The 18980-nt window shown below is 63.6% G+C and carries 15 protein-coding genes; 10 read left to right on the top strand and 5 right to left on the bottom strand.

What is annotated here, in order from left to right:
* Position 1 precedes the first annotated feature (1 nt).
* The 6 genes from EPO52_RS15460 to EPO52_RS15435 all read left to right on the top strand — a co-directional run bounded on the left by EPO52_RS15460 (position 2) and on the right by EPO52_RS15435 (position 5508).
* A complete protein-coding gene (locus EPO52_RS15460) occupies positions 2–457 on the top strand; it encodes a MaoC/PaaZ C-terminal domain-containing protein (protein WP_290808185.1) in 456 nt (151 codons plus the stop codon).
* The gene (locus EPO52_RS15455; protein ID WP_290808182.1) at positions 454–1182 is read left to right on the top strand and encodes an SDR family oxidoreductase; all 729 of its coding nucleotides are present in this window, start codon (positions 454–456) and stop codon (positions 1180–1182) included. Before EPO52_RS15460 ends, EPO52_RS15455 begins: the two co-directional genes overlap by 4 nt.
* On the top strand, positions 1179–1775 hold the full coding sequence (locus tag EPO52_RS15450) for a CoA pyrophosphatase (RefSeq protein WP_290808179.1): 597 nt from the start codon (positions 1179–1181) through the stop codon (positions 1773–1775). Before EPO52_RS15455 ends, EPO52_RS15450 begins: the two co-directional genes overlap by 4 nt.
* Before the next feature lie 39 nt (positions 1776–1814).
* Entirely contained in the window at positions 1815–2546 is a 732-nt protein-coding gene (locus EPO52_RS15445) for an MBL fold metallo-hydrolase (RefSeq protein WP_290808176.1), read from the top strand.
* Between the two features lie 31 nt (positions 2547–2577).
* On the top strand, positions 2578–4350 hold the full coding sequence (locus tag EPO52_RS15440) for a biotin carboxylase N-terminal domain-containing protein (protein ID WP_290808173.1): 1773 nt from the start codon (positions 2578–2580) through the stop codon (positions 4348–4350).
* A gap of 81 nt (positions 4351–4431) precedes the next feature.
* Positions 4432–5508, top strand: coding sequence for an ABC transporter ATP-binding protein (locus EPO52_RS15435; RefSeq protein ID WP_290808170.1), 1077 nt, complete (start codon positions 4432–4434; stop codon positions 5506–5508).
* A gap of 1283 nt (positions 5509–6791) precedes the next feature.
* On the opposite strand, the gene EPO52_RS15430 is transcribed toward EPO52_RS15435, so the two are convergent.
* The gene (locus EPO52_RS15430; protein WP_290808168.1) at positions 6792–7919 is read right to left on the bottom strand and encodes an extracellular solute-binding protein; all 1128 of its coding nucleotides are present in this window, start codon (positions 7917–7919) and stop codon (positions 6792–6794) included.
* A 253-nt stretch (positions 7920–8172) separates the two neighbouring features.
* Here EPO52_RS15430 and EPO52_RS15425 point away from each other — a divergent pair, with 253 nt between their 5' ends.
* The 3 genes from EPO52_RS15425 (at position 8173) to EPO52_RS15415 (ending at position 11162) form a co-directional block, all read left to right on the top strand.
* The gene (locus tag EPO52_RS15425; protein WP_290808165.1) at positions 8173–8835 is read left to right on the top strand and encodes a TetR/AcrR family transcriptional regulator; all 663 of its coding nucleotides are present in this window, start codon (positions 8173–8175) and stop codon (positions 8833–8835) included.
* A gap of 72 nt (positions 8836–8907) precedes the next feature.
* Positions 8908–10485, top strand: coding sequence for a carboxyl transferase domain-containing protein (locus tag EPO52_RS15420; RefSeq protein WP_290808162.1), 1578 nt, complete (start codon positions 8908–8910; stop codon positions 10483–10485).
* A gap of 371 nt (positions 10486–10856) precedes the next feature.
* Complete coding sequence (locus EPO52_RS15415; RefSeq protein WP_290808159.1) at positions 10857–11162, top strand: PucR family transcriptional regulator ligand-binding domain-containing protein; 306 nt, start codon at positions 10857–10859, stop codon at positions 11160–11162.
* Between the two features lie 272 nt (positions 11163–11434).
* Here EPO52_RS15415 and EPO52_RS15410 read toward each other — a convergent pair whose 3' ends face one another.
* The 4 genes from EPO52_RS15410 to purU form a co-directional block, all read right to left on the bottom strand.
* A complete protein-coding gene (locus EPO52_RS15410) occupies positions 11435–12328 on the bottom strand; it encodes a bifunctional methylenetetrahydrofolate dehydrogenase/methenyltetrahydrofolate cyclohydrolase (protein WP_290808157.1) in 894 nt (297 codons plus the stop codon).
* 5 nt (positions 12329–12333) lie between these two features.
* A complete protein-coding gene (gene glyA, locus EPO52_RS15405; RefSeq protein ID WP_290808155.1) occupies positions 12334–13617 on the bottom strand; it encodes a serine hydroxymethyltransferase in 1284 nt (427 codons plus the stop codon).
* A gap of 220 nt (positions 13618–13837) precedes the next feature.
* Complete coding sequence (locus EPO52_RS15400) at positions 13838–16315, bottom strand: FAD-dependent oxidoreductase (protein ID WP_290808153.1); 2478 nt, start codon at positions 16313–16315, stop codon at positions 13838–13840.
* A gap of 70 nt (positions 16316–16385) precedes the next feature.
* Positions 16386–17246: a formyltetrahydrofolate deformylase gene (purU, locus tag EPO52_RS15395; protein ID WP_290808151.1), complete on the bottom strand. Its 861-nt coding sequence runs from the start codon at positions 17244–17246 to the stop codon at positions 16386–16388.
* Positions 17247–17466: 220 nt separating this feature from the next.
* Between purU and EPO52_RS15390 the strand changes: the two genes are divergently transcribed.
* Entirely contained in the window at positions 17467–18879 is a 1413-nt protein-coding gene (locus EPO52_RS15390) for a PucR family transcriptional regulator (protein WP_290808148.1), read from the top strand.
* The last annotated feature ends 101 nt before the right edge of the window (positions 18880–18980 follow it).

The raw sequence follows: 18980 nt of genomic DNA, 5'->3' as shown, positions 1-18980 counted from the left end.
GATGTACTTCGACGACCTCGAGCTGGGACACCGCTTCGAAACGGTCGAGCGCACCGTCACGAACGACGACATCGTGAAGTTCGCGAAGCTCTCGGGCGACCACAACCCGCTGCACGTCGACGAGGCATGGGTGAGAGCGAACACCGGATTCGGCTCGGTGATCGCGCACGGTCTGCTGATGACGGCGATCACCTCGGGTCTATCGTCTCCTGGTCTCGACGACCTCAAGATCCTCGCCTACCTCGCGGTGTCACGCGACTTCGTCGGTCCCGCATATCCGGGGGACACCGTCCACGCGGTATCGACGGTGATGGAGACGCGCCCGTCATCGAGCAATCCCACCCGGGGGATTGTGGCTATCGAGACCGAGCTGTTCAATCAGGACGGAGTCGTGCTACAGCGTGGCCTCGACACCTACCTGGTCGCGCGGCGAACTGAGACAGGAGAGAACGCATGAGCGATATCCACTACTGCGTGGTGACAGGAGCCGGCTCCGGGATCGGACGGGCGACAGCGAAGCGGCTCGCCGCGGACGGACTGCATATTATCTGCGCCGACGTTAACACTCACGGTGCCGCAGAAACCGCGGCCGCGATCGTCGAGGCCGGCGGGCAGGCGACGACGATGGCGCTCGACGTCTCAAGTCGCGATGGGTGGGAGGGTATCGCAGCCAAGCTCGCTGAACTCCCTGGCACCGTCACGGGCCTCGTCAACAATGCGGGTCTCGTGCGCGACAAGACCATGCTCAAGATGACCGAGGAGCAGTGGGACTTCGTCATCGACGTGAACCTCAAGGGGGCCTGGCTCGGCGCGAAATACATCATTCCGTTGATGGCCGAGGGAGGTGCGATCGTCAACCTGTCCTCCGATTCGAAGGACGGCAACTTCGGGCAGACAAACTACGCGGCGGCGAAGGCCGGCATCGTGGGCCTCACTCGTTCGATCGCTCTCGAGCAGGGTCGCCGGGGGATTCGCTGCAACGCCGTGGCCCCGGGCACGATCGAAACCCAGATCCTGGGGGAGGTCCCCGAGAACGTTAAGGCCGAATGGCTGGCGACGATCCCGCTCGGTCGCTTCGGCCAGCCCGAGGAGGTGGCAGAAGTGATCGACTTCCTGATCTCTGACCGAAGCAGTTATGTCAACGGCCACGTCCTCGCGATCGACGGAGGTGCGAAGCATTGAGTCTCTCCGCCTCAATCGATCGGATCTCCGGGTACGCTCCGAAGGTCGCCGCCGGTGGCCCCCGGGCGGCGGTCGCGGTTGCCGTGGAGTGGGGCTCTGTCGAGGCTGAAGTGGGCGAGCCCACTTTTATGCTCACACTGCGAACGAGCTCGCTGCGGGCCCACTCAGGGCAATTCGCCTTGCCCGGGGGGAAGATCGAGGCGGGAGAGACCCCCGAGCAGGCTGTCCTCCGCGAGGTCGCTGAGGAGATTGGCGACGCGCGGTGGCGGACCATCGGTCGGCTCGACGACTTCGTGATGCGCAACGGCACAGTCATCGCGGCGTTCGTGTTGCTGCACGAGACGGGGACGGCGGCGATTGTTCCGAGCGCCGACGAGGTCGCCGAGGCTTACCGAATCCCGATTGACGGGTTGCATCTGCTCGAGGAGGTCGGTTCCCACGAACTCGCCGACGGCAGCATGCAGTGCAGCGTCGGAGAGTTCGCCCTGTTTCCCCCGACGGGTGCGATTGTGTACCAGTTCCTGGAGCTGTGGGCGACCGGCACGGCCCCCGACATCGAACAGTTCAGCGAGCCACGGTTCGCGTCGAAGTAGGAATGCAGGAGATCGAGGATGAGTGCCAGCCCGTACGATGTGATCCGCGTGACCGCGTCCAACGCTTCGGAGTACACCCAGGATGGCACGAACTCATGGATCGTGGGTTCGCCCGGATGCGCGGATGCCGTGCTTATCGACCCGGGACCCGACGACCCAGTGCATCTCGCGTCTGTCGAGGCCGAGCTCGAGCGTCGAGACATGCGCCTGAGCGACGTCATCGTCACACACGCCCACGACGATCATCTCGGCAATCTGTGGCGGGTCGCGCTGCGCCAACCTGAGGTGCGGTTGCACAGCCTCTTCACCGGGTTGCCTGGGTGCATCGAGACCTCATTTGGCGAGCTCCGCGTGATCCCGACACCGGGTCATACCCACGACTCGGTGATGGTTTGGGGCGAGGAGGCCGGCGTGCTCTTCACGGGTGATACCGCGCTCGGCGATGGTCCCACCATGATCGACTACCCCGACGGCTCGGCGACCGACTACCTCACCTCGCTCGAGACGGCGCTCGCCCTGCCAGGGCTGCGGGCGGTGCACCCCGGCCACGGCCGCTCGCGTAAGGACGCTTATGAGGTCCTCGGCTGGAACCTCGCCCATCGCCGAGCCCGCGTCGACCGCGTCCGTGAGGTTGCCGACCAGCTCCACCGCGATGCCGAACGGATCGTCGACCATTGCTATCCCGGAGTCGCCCCGGCCCTCCGCCCCGCAGCGCTGCAGAACACGCAGGCCGCCCTCGAACATCTCTTCCCATCGTCGACCGGCCGGTGAGCATACCGTGGCCCCGAATCCCAGGAGAAGCATGAACCACAATGTCACGAAGGTCCTCATCGCGAATCGCGGTGAGATCGCCGCGCGGATCGCGCGCGGAGCCCGAGCGGAGGGTATCCGTTCGGTGGGCGTTTATGCCGACTCGGACTTCAACGCCGGTTTCCTGGAACTCGTGGATGAGGCGTACGCGCTCGACGGCGAGACGCCCGCGGAAACCTACCTCGACGCGGAAAAGCTCATCGCCATCGCTCGCCGCTCCGGCGCCAACGCGATCCACCCCGGCTACGGCTTCCTTTCCGAGAACGCGGACTTCGCGAGGCGAGTGGCCGCGGAGGGGCTCATCTGGATCGGCCCGAGTGGCGAAGTCATCGACCGACTGGGTGACAAAGTGTCAGCCCGCGCCGCTGCCGCTGCCGCAGATGCCCCCCTGCTGCCGTCAACCGACGGCTATGTGGAGTCCGCAGAGCAGGTCGCCGCATTCGGCGCCGAGCACGGGTACCCCATCGCCATCAAAGCGGTGTTTGGGGGCGGTGGTCGTGGGCTGCGCGTTGTTCGCTCGGAGAACGAGGTTGAGTCGCAGCTGCGGAGCGCCCGCGACGAGGCCCGCACGGCATTCGGCCGCGAAGAGTGCTTCGTCGAGGTGTTCCTTGATCGCCCCCGTCACGTCGAGACGCAGGTCATCGCCGATGAGCACGGTAACGTTGTGGTCGTCGGCACGCGCGACTGCTCGCTGCAGCGGCGCAATCAGAAAGTGATCGAGGAGGCGCCCGCGCCGTACCTCGACGCAGGCATCCGGGCCGACCTCGTCGAGGGATCGCGCCGCATCTTCCGTGAGGTAGGCTACGTCGGGGCGGGAACCGTCGAGTTCCTAGTGTCGCCGGACGGCCGCTCCACCTTCCTCGAGGTGAATACCCGTCTGCAAGTTGAGCACCCGGTCTCGGAAGAGGCGTTCGGGATCGACCTCGTGCGCGAGCAGTTCCGAATCGCCCGCGGCGAGCGGCTGAGCCTGGACGCCGATCCGGAGCCCATTGGGCACGCGATCGAGTTCCGCATTAACGCGGAGGATCCGCTCTCCGGCTTCCTGCCCAGTCAGGGGCGGGTGACTGCCTGGATCGCTCCCGAGGGCGAGGGTGTTCGCCTTGACACCGACGCAGGGTCCGGCACGCAGATCAGCGGCACCTTCGACTCGCTGCTCGCAAAGCTCATCGTCACTGGACGCACGCGCGAGGAGGCCCTCGAACGGGCTAGACGCGCGTTGGCGGAATACCATGTGCATGGCATCGCAACGCTGATCCCGTTCCACCGATCCATCGTCGAGACGCCGGCGTTCACTGGCTACGAAGGTGGGTTCGAGGTTTACACCCAGTGGATCGAGAACGAGTGGACGCCCGAAGGCGTGGTGGCCGACTCCGGCGAGATCGCCTCGCCGGCCCCGCTCGCACTCGACACCTTCGTGATCGAGGTCGACGGACGCCGCGCCACGGTGCGCGCAAATCCGGGAGCGTTTGCTGTCGAGGCCGCTGAGGCTGTCCCCCAACGTCCCCGCGCGAAGCGCCGCCGGGCCGTGGCGGGCAACACTGACAGCGGCGTCTTCGTCGCTCCGATGCGCGGGGAGGTGACGCGCGTCGACGTCGTACCGGGCGACGCCGTTGGTGTCGGCGACGTGCTCCTTGTGATCGAAGCGATGAAGATGGAGCTCCCAATCCGTGCGACGGCCGCGAGTACGGTACGCGAGGTCAAGGTCGCCGCCGGGCAGCCCGTGACTTCGGGAGACCTGCTCGTGCTTCTCGAAGGGGACGGATGACGGCGCAGTACCACTGATCCTCACGTCCAGAACTCGATACCTCCCCCCCGAACAGGCCAGAACAGAAACACGGAGAACCTCATGGCGAACGTATCCGAGCGCACTGCGCTCCCAGTCACGATCCAGGGCGTGGCCCACACCTTCGACAACGGCTTCCAAGCGCTACACGAGACCGACCTCATGATCCAGCCGGGCACCTTCTGCACGCTGCTCGGACCGAGCGGTTCAGGCAAGACGACACTGCTCCGGATCATCTCCGGGCTTATCACCCCCACCGAAGGTGCTATCATCATCGGAAATCGTGACGTCACGAATGTCGCGATCCAGGAGCGCAACATTGGTTTCGTCTTCCAGCACTACGCCCTTTTCCCGCATCTGAGCGTGCGCGACAACATCGACTTCCCGCTCAAGACCCGCAAGATCGACAAAGCGGCACGCAGGGAGAAAGTGGATCGCGTGCTCGATCTGGTGGGACTCAGCCACCTCGCGGACCGCATGCCAGGCCAGATCAGCGGCGGCCAGCAGCAGCGCGTCGCGATCGCGCGCGCCCTGGTCTATGAGCCCGACGTACTGCTGCTTGACGAGCCTCTTGGCGCGCTCGATCGCAAGCTCCGGCAGCAGCTGGGTGCTGAGCTCCGGCGGATTCAGCAGGAGACCGGCACCACCGCCGTATATGTGACACACGACCAGGAGGAAGCCTTCCTCCTCTCTGACACGGTCGTCGTGATGGACGACGGGGGTATCGTGCAGCGAGGCGCCCCTGAGAAGGTGTACAACCACCCCGAGACCGAGTTCGTGGCGCGCTTCCTCGGCGATACCAATATTCTGGCGAGCGACCTGGCAGGCATCCGCGCGGTCGGTGGTGATCCGGTCGAGCTCGAAGGCGATGGACGATACTCACTGCGTCCCGAGGACATAGTTGTCGTGGACGCGATGGGGGAGTCGCAGCCGGCTGGCCACTACGCGCTCGACGGCACGGTCGAGCTCGTGAACTTCATGGGCAGTTCAACCAAGGTGACGGTGCGAGCGGGAGAGGCGCTGCTGCATATTGACACCCACCTGAGCGCCGAACATCTCACCCAAGGGGCGCCGGTCACGGTCGCTTGGGATCCAGAAGCCATGGTGCGCCTCGAGACCCGGGCACCCGCCACGGCTTGATTCGGAGCAACGAAAGGCGCCCCGGGCTCATGATGACCTGGCTGGTCCCCGTTTCGTTGGGCTGGTCAATCGCGGTGGCAGCGGGTCACACGGTAAGTACCTGGGCCCGACAACGTACCGGGAACAGGCCCTTCAGCGTTGAAGGGTCCTTGCTCGGTACTGAATCTGTTCGACATCGATCGTGGCGATCAAGAGGTCCGTCGAGGTGAATGTGGTGCTGAAATAGAACTCGTCCTTGAGGTGCCCAAGAAGCGCTTCCATGATGGTGTAGTCGAGACAGTCGTCCTCGCGAGACATCAGCACGTTCGGTGCCGAGCTTGCGCCAAGTGGCCTGCTGAGAACTGGACGCCCCGATACCGAGAACGATCGATTTCTGTCCCCGCTTTAGAAGAGCCAGGGAAGTTTCCAGCGGCGTTTTCGAAGGCGGCCGGGTTCGGCACAGTCTTGCCGACTTCGCCTTAGCCTGAGTCGCAATATTTCCGGCACGGGACCTTACACTGTGGCCCCAACGTGCAGATGAGCTTCAACACTCCTCATCTATGCAACACCCAGTTAGCCTTGCGCAGACTGTCAGGACTATCGCGATGCCCGTAACGGTGCTTGAACCGGTTGAACTGATGCCGGGTCTCGGCCTTGAACTTCGTATGCGGATCCTCCGCATCGAGCTTGGCCTTGGTGATACATGTCGGCCTCGCCAAGCCCGCGGCCGCGCAGGGGGTCGTTGAGAGCGTGCTCTGCATTGAGGATCACGGAGGCCGTGGCTCGGAGCCATGTTCGTGTTCCCTCCAGCTCCGCGATTTTCCCAGCTAAGTTCTCTCCCTGGAGGTACTCGACTTCGCGAAGAAGCCGCTCGACCTCGATCAGCTCCAATGTCTCGTCCGGTATCTTCGCGGGCTGACCCCTCGGCTCTGGACGCAAGTCTTTCTCGCCCTGAATTCGATACCTCGGGCAATGCCGGCTACTGGCAGCTCTGTCTCTTCTGCCGACGCGAACGGAGACTCGCCCGCAACGAACCGTTGCAAGAGCGGACTTCACCTCGAACGAGTACGACTGCTTCATCACTTATGCATCTTCCATCGCTGATAGAGATGCCTTACCGCCCAGCGTGAGGCCACATCTGCGTGTCGGGACGGCTCTGCCATCCATATCACTTTGAGCGACGTACGCTCGTTCGCGCTGCGGTTGGGTCAAGGAACTCTGTTCGTCATAAAGCAGTGACCCCGGGAGGCGGAACTGATTCTTTCAGTCCGACTCCCGGGGTCAGCTCAGAGGCCGAATCTTCCCTAGCTCTGCAAGTAGGCGTTGAACTTGCTGAGGATATCGTCGAGGTTCTCGGCGTACCACTGAGAATCGAGATTGTATCCGTTCGCTGTGTTCTCTTTCGTCGCGAGCCACGGCTTGACGTCCTCATCCACGCCGTCAAGTGCAGCCGGGTCCGTGAACTGGGTCGTGTAGGTGATCTTGTTCACGAAGTTGGCGTACGACTCCTTGTCGTCGATGTTCATCGCGAGTAGCGCCTGGCCGGCCTCGGGGCTCGGCGCGTCCTTCGGCACAGCGAGCACTGCGTCAGCGATCTGCGCATCGTCCCACACCATCTCGATGGGTGCGTCATCCTTCACCACCGCGTTGAATCCCCGGCCGCTCCAAATGGTGCCCATGTCGCACTCGCCGCTCGTGAGGTATCGGATCGCGGAATCGCCGTCGCTGTACCAGACGATGTCGTCCTTGATGGTGTCGAGCTTCTTGAACGCGCGATCCAGGTCGAGCGGATAGAGGTCGTCGTGGCTCACGCCGTCGGCGATGAGAGGGAGTTCGAGGGTGCTTGCCAGCTGCGGGTAGTCGTAGAGGCAGCGCTTGCCGGGGAACTTCTCCGTGTCGAAGAAGTCCTTCGCATTTTGAGGCCCCTTGCCGTCGGGGAAAGAGTCGGTGTTGTACGCGATGTTTGCCGTGTAGCGCTGCGTGTAGAAGCCATAGTCGTCGTAAGTGCCGTCCTCGAGTTCGTCGGTGTGCACCTTCGAGGTGTCGATCTTCTGCAGGTAGCCCCCGTCGCGTGCCTTCACGAAGTCGGCGACAGTCGGGAAGGCGATCGCGCTCCACGGTACGTTGCCCGATTCCGCCGCCGCGAAGAACTTCGACTGGTCTCCGTTGAACTCGGTCTTGGTGTTGACGCCGGTGCGCTCCTGGAAACGCTTGAGGAAGGTGTCGGTGTAGGCGTCGAGCGTCGCGCCACCGCTGCCGTCGTGGAGAATGATGTCGCCTGAGAGATCGCCATAGGTGGAATCCGGGAAGACTTCCGGATCGAAATCGGAGGCGTTGGCTCGGTTTCCGCCATTGCCGCTGCAGCCGGTGATGGCAAGTGCGAGTCCGCAGGCGAGAGCGATTCCGGGGAGAAGATAACGTCGTTGTTTCATGATTGCTCCTTGGATGTGCAGGGATCGCGGACTGGTGCGGCCCCCTGTCGGGTTGAGCGCGGACCCGCGCCTCTGAGGTAGAGAATCGGATGCCGCATTTGCATACTAAGCGGAAATCGCAAGTATGTCGAACGTATGTTATAAATAAGATGCACGCCGCATCAATGATGTCGACCACGGTTATCGCGGTCGTTCTCCTTTCAGCGGCGTGAGATGCTCGCCTTACGCCGCGAGCTGTGAGGAGAGTGTGTACATGCCAAAGGTCATCGATCACGAGGAGCGACGTCGGGAGATCTCAGACGTAGTGCTTGAACTGATCAGCGAGAAAGGGCTCGACGGAGTGACGTTGCGCGAGGTCGCGCAACGATCCAACTGGTCGACGGGCGTGATCGCCCATTACTTCGTCAACCGCGATGGTCTGCTCATCGAGGTGCTGCGCCGCTCGGCATCGATCGAGGCCGAGCGGCAGCGCGTGATTATGCGGGACTCCTCTGGGCTTGGTGCGGTGAGGGCGTTGCTACGGGATACGCTGCCGACCGATACGGTGCGCGTTGCGATAGTGAAGACGTTCCTCTTCTTCTACATTGAGGGCGTAGTGGAACCGCTGCTGCGCGAGGAGACGCGCGCCTACTTGCAGGCGTGGACCAAGATCGTGCTCAAGGCGTTGCGCCAGGCGCAGGATGCGGGCGAGGTGTGTGAGCATCTCGACGCTGGCGCGGTGGCCGATGATCTTATCGGAGTAACGTGGGGCGTTAGCGTCAACCTGATCATCGACGACACCCTCGCGGGCCGCATCGACCCTGAGACGAAGGTCGAAGCGTGGATCCGCAATTTCACCCGATGCGATGTGTGCGAATCGGCCGCCGCGAAACCGGGGGCTCCGGGTCTGGTTGTCGAGGAAGCCGCCGCCTTGTGAGCGGCACCAGATTCCGGCCGACGCGCGTAGAAGCTCGCAACGACACAGACCAAAGTCAAGGAGGACTGCAGTATGGAAAAGTGCACCGAAACGGAGACCATGTCGGAGGATTGGGCTAGTCTGATCAGTCATCTCGAAGAGCGCCGCGAGTGGGCGCTCCGGGCGGGCGGACAGCGGCGCATCGATCGTGAGCACGCACTGGGGCGCCTGACGGCGCGCGAGCGCATCGACCGGCTCGCTGATCCCGGCACATTCGTCGAGTTCGGCATGTTCGTGACGACTCCGAGCGTCGAGGGTGAGATGCCACCGTCCTTTCTCTGCGGGCTCGCGCGCGTCGACGGACGCCTCGTTGCGATTGGCGCGGAGGATTTCACCGTGCAGGGTGGTGGCACCGGAATGCACCTCTCGAAGGTCAAGGGCGGCTGGGGTGGCTTCATCGAGGAGGTGGCCTATACCTACCGGGTGCCGCTGATCCTGCTCATCCATGGCGTGGGCGGCACGGTCGCGATTCAAGAGGAGATCGGCTACCCGCACCTCGTCTCGGCCGAGCCGATCTTCCCGATCGCCGAGCTGCTCACGCGGGTGCCCGTGATTGCGGCCGTGATGGGGCCGACTGCCGGATCCTCCGCGGCGCGCGCGGGTATGTCGCACTTCTCCGTCATGACCAAGGATCAGGCGTGCCTCTTCGCTGGTGGCCCGCCGCTTGTAAAGCAGGCACTGGGCCTCGACATCGACAAGCTGGATCTCGGAGGCAGCCAGATCCATACCGTCTACTCCGGTCTCATCGACAATGAGGCGATCGACGACGAGGACGCAATCGATCAGGCGCGCATCTTCCTCGAGTACATGCCCGGCAGCGTCGATGAGCTGCCGCCGCGTGCGCCGTTCGTTAAGAGCCTCGAGCGGCAGGGCAATACGCTACTAGACCTGATGCCGACCGACACCAGGGCACCGTTTGACGTGCGGCCGATCGTCGAGGAGATCGTTGACGAGGATTCGTTCTTCGAGGTAGCGGAGAATTTCGGTGATGCCGTGATCACGGGTATGGCGCGCATCGGTGGCTACCCGGTTGGAGTGATCGCATCGAACCCGCTCGTCAATGCTGGAGCGTTGGATCGGCCAGCCTCGGAGAAGCAGGCGCGCTTCACGCAGATGTGCGACACGTTCCACTTGCCAATCGTCTACTTCGCTGACGTGCCCGGCTTCATGATTGGTCCTGAGGCTGAGCGCAGCGGCGTCATGCGGGCGGGTATCCGTGCCGTGCACGCGATTCAGATGGTTACCGTACCTGTCTACACAATCCAGATCCGCCGTTCCTACGGACTTGCGGCGGCCGCGACCGGCAATGCAAATCCGCAGAGCATGCACTTCGCCTGGCCAACCGGCATTTGGGGTGACTTGCCGCTCGAGGCCGGCCTTGAGGCCGCGCACGGCGCTGAGCTGGCTGCAGCTGAGGATCCCGAGGCGTTGCGCGCAGAGCTCAAGACGCGGTACGAGAACCAGAATTCGCCCTGGCGCACGATCAAGAAGTTCGGAATCGAGGACATCATCGATCCACGTGACACCAGGATGCGGCTTTTCAGCATGCTTGAGCTGGCCGGTGCGTCTGCGAAGGCGGGAGAGAAGAATGGTCCCACTTACCGGCCTTAGCGGCGGTCCTACGGCCGCACGTGGCTGCTGAGATAACCTCTCGCCTTACTCGACTCAAAGTGAATAATTGATACCACGGGCTCGTAGGTCGCGCTCGGGGATCGCGACCTGGTCGGCAGCCAACTCTGGGCTGGTTGTCTAGGATGTGGAGCTCCAAGTGGGCGGTCGAGGATTCTCCTCCGATCGAGATGCATTGAACGGGCGGTCCGGATCACTCTGCGCTATGGGTTCTTGCGTCGAGAGCAGGTGTCTTCGGATCCTCCAGCCCCCACCCAATGCGATGGAGTGCCTCGACCAAGAGCTGCCTCGTCAGATGCATTCTTCTGTTCGATGATATGAAATGCTCAGATTTATTGAGTCATCATCTGATCATGCAATCATCGGGAGCGGTACTGCTGATCGAAGACCTTGTGTCGACCGCCAACCTAGGCATCAAGGTATTGGCGGGACGTGATGGGCTTGCGCGAGAGGTTCTCTGGGCGCACAGCCGTGAGATACAGTTGCCCGAGCAGTGGCTGGGGCCGCACGAGCTTCTGATGACTGTAGGCCTCTGTGTTCCAACGGATCCAATCGAACAAGTGGAGTTCATCCAAAAGCTCGACGATGCTGGTCTCTCAGGGCTGATGATTGGAGATCACGACGTTGCACCTCCGGTAAGCATCGGAGATGCTCGCTGAGGCAGACTGTCGGGACTTTCCACTATTGCTGGCTGCGACGGAGACTCCGTATGCGGTTGTATCTCGGCATGTCGCTGCCGCTACCTCTTCTTCGCATCCGATCGTCACACACCCGCTTTCCAAGGCACCGGCAAACCACCTCGGCGCCGCCTACCGCAAACTCGGCGTCGGCCGCCGCGAAGGGGCCATCGTACAGGCCACCCGCAGGGGGCTGATGGGCGGCAAGGAGGCAGTGCGCTCGTAAACTCCGCTTGTGAGCGGAGGCCGAGTGATCACGAACGCTTCGCGTCCGTTTCGCGCTCCGCCATCTCCACGACGTTCTTGAGGAGCAGCGCGCGCGTCATCGGGCCGACGCCGCCGGGGTTCGGCGAGATCCACCCCGCCACCTCGGCCACCGCGGGATCGACGTCTCCCACCACGCGGCTCTTGCCGGTCTCGGGATCCGTCCTCCGCGAGACCCCCACATCGAGCACGATCGCACCGGGCTGCACGTCCTCGGCGCGCACGATGCCCTCGACGCCCGCCGCGGCCACGATGACGTCGGCGCGACGCAGCTCGGCGCCCAGATCGGCGGTGCCCGTGTGCGTCAGCGTGACCGTCGCGTTGTACTCGCGGCGCGTGAGCAGCGGGCCGATCGGCCGGCCGACCGTCACGCCGCGGCCCACGACCACGACGCGCTTGCCCGCCCACGACAGGCCGTTGCGCTCGACCAGCTCGATCACGCCGCGCGGCGTGCACGGCAGCGGGCTCGCGATCGGGGTGTTGGCGTTGAGCACGAGCCGCCCCAGGTTGGTGGGGTGCAGGCCGTCGGCGTCCTTGTCGGGGTCGATGCGCTCGAGGATGCGGTCGGTGTCGATGTGCTTCGGCAGCGGCAGCTGCACGATGTAGCCGGTGCAGGCGGGGTCGGCGTTGAGCTCGTCGAGCACCGCCTCCAGCTCCTCCTGCGTCACCGTCTCGGGCAGCTCGCGCTTGATCGACGCGATGCCCACCTCGGCGCAGTCGCGGTGCTTGCCCGCGACGTACCACTGGGATCCGGGATCCTCGCCGACCAGCACGGTCGCGAGCCCGGGCACGACGCCCCGCTCGCGCAGCACGGCGACGCGCTCCTGCAGTTCCTGCTTGATCGCGGCCGCGGCAGCCGTCCCGTCGAGCCTCTGCGCGGTCACGCGGCTCACCAGGTCTCGAGGCCGGGGTACAGCGGGAAGGCCTCGGCCAGCGCGGTGGTGCGGGCCTTCAGAGCCTCCACGTCGCCCGCCTGCTGCAGGGTCTGCGCGATGACGTCGGCGACCTCGGCGAACTCGGCGTCGCCGAAGCCGCGGGTGGCGAGGGCGGGGGTGCCGATGCGCAGTCCGCTGGTGACCATCGGCGGGCGCGGGTCGAAGGGCACCGCGTTGCGGTTGACGGTGATGCCGACGGCGTGCAGCGCGTCCTCGGCCTGCTGGCCGTCAAGTTCGCTGCCCCGCAGATCGGCGAGCACGAGGTGCACATCGGTGCCGCCCGTGAGCACGTCGACTCCGGCGGCCTTCGACGCCTCGGAGGTGAGCGCCTCCGCGACGATCTTCGCGCCCGAGAGGGTGCGCACCTGGCGGTCCGCGAACTCGTCGGTGGCGGCGAGCTTGAAGGCGGTGGCCTTCGCCGCGATGACGTGCATGAGGGGGCCGCCCTGCTGGCCCGGGAACACGTTGGAGTTGAGCTTCTTGTACAGCTCGAGGTCGTTGGTGAGGATGAAGCCGGAGCGGGGGCCGCCGATGGTCTTGTGCACGGTCGAGGAGACGACGTGGGCGTGCGGCACGGGGCTCGGGTAGAGGCCCGCGGCGACGAGGCCGGCGAAGTGCGCCATGTCGACCCACAGGATCGCGCCCACCTCATCGGCGATCTCGCGGAACTTCGCGAAGTCGAGCGTGCGGGGGTAGGCCGACCAGCCGGCGATGATGACCTTCGGCCTGTGCTCGAGCGCCTGCCGGCGCACGACGTCCATGTCGATGAGGAAGGTCTCGGGATCGACGCCGTAGGAGGCGACCTTGTAGAGCTTGCCCGAGAAGTTGAGCTTCATGCCGTGGGTGAGGTGGCCGCCGTGGGCCAGCTCGAGGCCGAGGATGGTGTCGCCGGGCTCGGCGATGGCGCTCAGCACGGCCGCGTTGGCCGAGGCGCCGGAGTGGGGCTGCACGTTCGCGTACTTGGCGCCGAACAGGCTCTTCGCACGCTCGCGGGCCAGCTCCTCCGCGACGTCGACGAACTCGCAGCCGCCGTAGTAGCGGCGGCCCGGGTAGCCCTCGGCGTACTTGTTGGTGAGCACCGAGCCCTGGGCCTCGAGGACGGCGCGGGGCACAAAGTTCTCGCTCGCGATCATCTCGAGTGTAGTGCGCTGGCGGTTTAGCTCGTTCTGCAGCACCTCTGCAATCTCGGGATCGACGACCTCGATGGGCTCGTTGAAGAATTCGGACTGGTCTGACACGTGGGTCTCCCTTTGTTGTGATGTTTCCAGGAAATGTACTCATGCCGAGATCGCGTGGTCGCGACCCGGGCCCCAGGCGCGCGGGCAATTCGGTATACGGTGTTCGTCGCTCCCCGATGGTCACCCGCCTGTACGCCAGTCACGACGAGACGATTCTTCAACGCCTACACGCTTTGGAAGGGCGCGGGTCAGCTTCGATCGCTTTCGACCTCCGCCGAGTTCACCCCTTGAGTCGCTCGCCCTTCGGATCGTAGAAGGGTCGCCGCTGCACGGTCGCGGGGTAGAGCACACCCTTGCACTTCACCTCGAATACACCCTCGAAGTCGACATTCGGGTCGATGAGGGCGATCCCGACAGCACCACCTATGGTGTGTCCGTATGCGCCGCTCGTCAGGCGCCCCACCTGTTTGCCATTGCAATACACCGTCTCGTCGTGCACGAAAAGTGGCTCGGGATCATCGAGCTTCACGTAGACGGTGCGCAGGCGGGGCGATTTGGGATCGAGCTGCCGCACGGCCTCGAGGCCGATGAAGCCGCCCGGCTTATCTTTCGCAAGCGTGAACCCGAGGCCTGCCGAATAGGGATCGACATCGGGGCCGATGTCGTGGCCGTGGTGGCGGAAGCCCTTTTCGGAGCGCAGGGAATCGAGCGCGTGATAGCCGGCAAACTTCACACCGAGCGGCTTGCCCGCATCGAGCAGCGCATCGAGCACATTGATCGCGAGGTCGGCGCTGGGGTAGATCTCGAAGCCGAGCTCGCCAACGAAGCTGACGCGCAGGCAGTAGGCGTAGCCGTCGGCAATCTCGATCATCCGACCGTGAGTATAGGGCTGGGCCTCGTTCGACCAGTCTTCGTTAGGCGCGACCAGTTGCATCAGCTCGCGGCTGCGGGGGCCGTTCACCGCGATGGTTGCGAGGCTCGCCGTCGCGTTGAACACGGCCGCCGCGCGGCCCTTCGCCTCCTTGTTCAGCATCGCCTCCGTCTGGTGCTGGGTGAACGAGGGTGTGACCACAAGAAACTTGTCTTCGGCCAGGCGCGTGATTGTGCCGTCGAGTTCGATCGTGCCGTTCTTGTTGAGGAACAAGGTGTACACACCCTTGTTGACCGACACGTCGATGTCTGCCGTCGCAACGCGCTGACAGACTGCAAGCGCATCGGGGCCGACGACCTCGAACTTGGCGAACGGGCTCAGGTCGAAGAGGGTGACCCCCTCGCGCGTCGCACGATGCTCCGCAGCGACGTTCTCGAACCAGCTCGTACGCCCATAGCTATAGTCGTACTCGGGTCGGGATCCCGGATCACCGTACCAAAATGCCCGCTCGAGGCCATTGACCTCGCCGAAGCAAGCGCCGTGCTCTTCGAGGCGCTGATAGAGCGGCGTGCGGCGCACGTAGCGGGCGGTGTCAACCTGCTTAGCTGGCCAATGCATGGCGTACAAGCGGCCCAGCGCCTCGACGGTGCGCGCGTGCAGGTAGTGGCGATTGTTCTGCTGCTTCGAGAATCGGCGCACGTCGACCGAGGTCGAAGCGAAGTCGGAGCTGCCGCTCACAATCCAATCGGCGAGCTTCTTACCGACGCCGGGGCCATAGATGATGCCCTGCGAGTTGAAGCCGGCCGCCACAAACAGCCCCTCGACCTCGGCGGTCTCACCCAAAATGAACTCGGCATCGGGGGTGAAGCTTTCGGGTGCGTTAAGAAAGCGGTCGTAGCCCGCGTCAGCAAGGCCTGGCACCGTCTTCTCTGCCTGGGTGCGGATCTTGCTGAAGTGCGCCCAGTCTTCGGGAAACTCCGCGAAGCCCTCCGTCGAGAACTCGTGAGTGCCCCTGGGGAGCCCGTCCGGTTCGAACGCGCCGACGAGAAGTCGCCCGTGCTCATGGCGCAGGTAGTAGCTGTTGTCGAGGTCGCGGTAGACGGGAAGCGTGGGCACAGCACCCTCGACCTCGTTCGAGCGCACGTGCACGTGTTCAGCCGGGTACAGCGGAACCGGCACGCCGACCTTGTCGGCGAGATCCCTCGTCCACAGTCCGCAAGCGAGCACCACGGTGTTCGCGGTGACCGCGCCGCGCTCGGTGACGACACCCGTGACTCGACCGTTCTCTACGAGCAGGTTTGTGGCCCTTGCCTGCTCGCGCACAGTCGTGCCGGCCTCGTGGGCGAGCTTCGCGATCGCGACGCTGGCCCAGCCTGGATTCATATATCCGTCGTCGAGCATGAGCAGGGCACCCAGCACGCCCTCGGTCTCCGCGATGGGCCACACCTCGCGCAGGCGCTCCTCGCTCAGGTACTCATTGCGCACTCCGCACTGATCCGCCACGTCTTTGGCATAGAGAATCTCGTCAACCCGACCAGGGGTGCGTGCAACGCTGAGTGAACCGGCCTCCACGAACGAAACGTCTATGCCGCTCTTTTCTTCTAACTCTTTATAGAACTGAGCACCGTACTTCGAGAGTTCGGTCATCGCTGCCGAGCCTCGCCCCGCGTTCACGAGACCCGCAGCGTGCCAGGTTGTGCCGCTGGCGAGCACGTTTGCCTCGAGCATCAGCACGTCCGTCTTGCCCAGCAGGTTCAGGTGATAGGAGATGCTCGCGCCAACGATGCCGCCTCCCACCACGATGACATCGGCGTGCTCGGGCAGGGCCGCTCCAGCCTCATCGGTGAATGCGGCGGCGCTCACCGAGCGATCAACCATGCGTTCCATATTGGTTTCCTTCCGTGAGCCGGCTTGCTCGGCTGTATGTCCTATTTGTTCTCAGAGCTACGTTTCGGACCTAGTTAAAGACGACGGTGCGCGTGCCGTTCAACAGCACCCGGTGCTCGGTATGCCACCGCACGGCGCGCGACAGGGCTACGCGTTCGGCGTCTTGGCCTACGGCAACAAGGTCTTCTGGCATCAGCTTGTGGTTGACCCGCAGCACCTCTTGCTCGATGATCGGCCCCTCGTCAAGATCGCTCGTCACATAATGAGCGGTGGCCCCGATCAGCTTGACACCGCGGTCATACGCTTGGTGGTAGGGCTTTGCGCCCTTAAACCCGGGCAGGAACGAGTGGTGAATGTTGATCATTTTGCCTTCGAGCGCACGGCTGAGGTCGTCACTGAGAATCTGCATGTAGCGGGCAAGCACGGTGAGGTCGATATCGTGCTCATCGATCAGTTCAAGCAGTCTCGCTTCAGCCTCGGGCTTCGTGGCCGGCGTGACGGGGATGTGATGGAAGGGGATGCCCGCAGCCTCAGCCACCGGCGCGAGGTCGGGATGGTTCGAGGCGATAAACGGGATGTCGATCTTCAATTGGCCGCTGCGCCAGCGAAAGAGCAAGTCATTGAGGCAGTGCTCGGCCTTGGAGACGAGGATCGCGACTCGTTGACGGGTTGCCGAGTCGGTCATGATCCAGGTCATTCCGTAGGTGTCTGCCGTCGCCTGGAATGCCGCTTGCAGCGCTTCTAGCGAAGTCGTCGCAAGGTAACTGGCACGCACCCTCATGAAGAAATTGCCACTGAGCGCATCCTCATGCTGCTGACACGACACGATGTTGCAACCATGCGCAAACAAGTATCCAGCGACCGCACTGACCAAGCCCTTCTGGTCGGGGCAGCTCAGTGCCAGGACAAGTTCGCGCTGGTCAGCAGACATTCGGTTCTCCTTAGAACGAAGTACGGAGGAGGCAGGTCGCCGTGGTTGTTTCGTGGCGCCGGTTACTCGATGGGCGCCGCGATCCGATAGACACAGTCGGTCAACTTCCTTGTTGGTAGTTCTGGCGGGAAAGGTTCCTTCCCATAAAAAGTGATGCCGTAAAATTGCTCAACTATACTTTGATATGAATTGGGTTAGAATTCTGTGGCATGATCTGAGTATGGCAAACACGGAAGCCGTGATGCGGCTCGAGGATCTCGTCTCGACCGAAAGTCTCGGAATATCGGTGCTGGCAGGCCGCGACGGCCTCTCCCGAGAGGTGCTCTGGGCCCACAGCTGCGAAATGAGTGCTCCTGAGCGGTGGCTCGGGCCTCACGAGCTGCTGCTTACGGTAGGGCTGTGCATACCGCAGCGGGCGGAGGATCAGGCCGCCTTCGTCGAACGACTCGACATGGCGGGGCTTTCCGGGCTCATGGTCGGGGATCACGACATCGCTCCGCCACTCAGCGACGACATGCTCGCCGCCGCGGACCGACTGGGTTTCCCGATCCTGCTCACTGCCGCCGAGATCCCCTACGCTGTGGTTTCGCGGCATGTCGCCGCGGCGACTTCCTCTTCCCAGATTCTGCAGGTGCTCAAACTAAGCAAGCTCTACCAGGTCTCCGCAAACGCGCAGAACCCAGAAGAACTCATCACGAGTCTCTCCACCTTGCTGCGAGTCGGCCTGGTTGTCGAGGACGGCATCACTCGCATGTCTGTGCTCGACTCAGACTCCCTGCATCTCGGTGCCGCGGGGTGCTCGCAACGACGCTATCCCCTGCGCGGACGCCACCCGGCGGACCTGCTCGTGCTCGAGCACGAAGGGGAACCGCTAGATAGCTTCATCCTGGTGCACCTTATGAAGGTGCTAGAAGTCGGCGTCGACCGCCTGCTCGATGCTGCGCGCCTGCGAGCCGAACGCTCCGCCAACGCGTTGAGTCTGCTGCTCTCCGGCGCAGAGGCCCATGACGCGGATGATCTGCTCGGCGGGTTTTCGATAGCCGATGGTTATCATCTCGTGGCTTTCACGCCAGAAGCCGGCCAAAGGGTGGCTCTCAGCGTGGCGCTGCGCGAGGCTCCCGTACTCGTGGGGCCGGGGCGCACCAGCCACCTCGCCCTGCTACCCCGTGCCGCAGTTGAATCGATGAAGAAGCTCGCGATGGCATCGGACATCCGTTTTGGCGTCTCCTCAGTATTCACTGACTATCGGGATGCACGCGCGGCCGCGGAAGAAGCGGCTAAGGTGCTCGTGGCTTCTCGACACAGCGATAATCCGTGGGTGGAGTTCGAAGGTACGACGATAGCCGTCTTCGCCAGATCCCTTCGAGATTCGGAAGAGATCATCTCCGGTGTGCTTGGCACCCTGGCGGGCCCCGGCGCTGCTGCCGAAAAACTCAGGGAAACCCTCTTCGCCTACCTGCGGAATGATCGCCACTGGCAAATCACTGCCGACGAACTCGGCATCCACCGACAGACGCTTTCATACAGGCTCAATCGGATCGAGGAAGAAACTGGCATGAGCGCGACCAGATCGGCCGACCTCGCAGCGTTCTGGATCGCTTATCAGGCCTGGGAGGCCACCCAAAGCCAATGAGGCAAGGCGTGGCACCCCCTTCGCTAGGACTAGACAACCATACGAACCGACACCAATTCTCATACGCTTCCACGATCAGGTGAGGCGTAATCTCGAATTAG

Origin of the sequence: Herbiconiux sp. (assembly GCF_004297105.1) — a bacterium.
GTDB lineage: Bacteria > Actinomycetota > Actinomycetes > Actinomycetales > Microbacteriaceae > Herbiconiux.
Note: the sequence above shows the minus strand (reverse complement) of the source record. Positions and strands in the feature narration are given on the sequence as shown.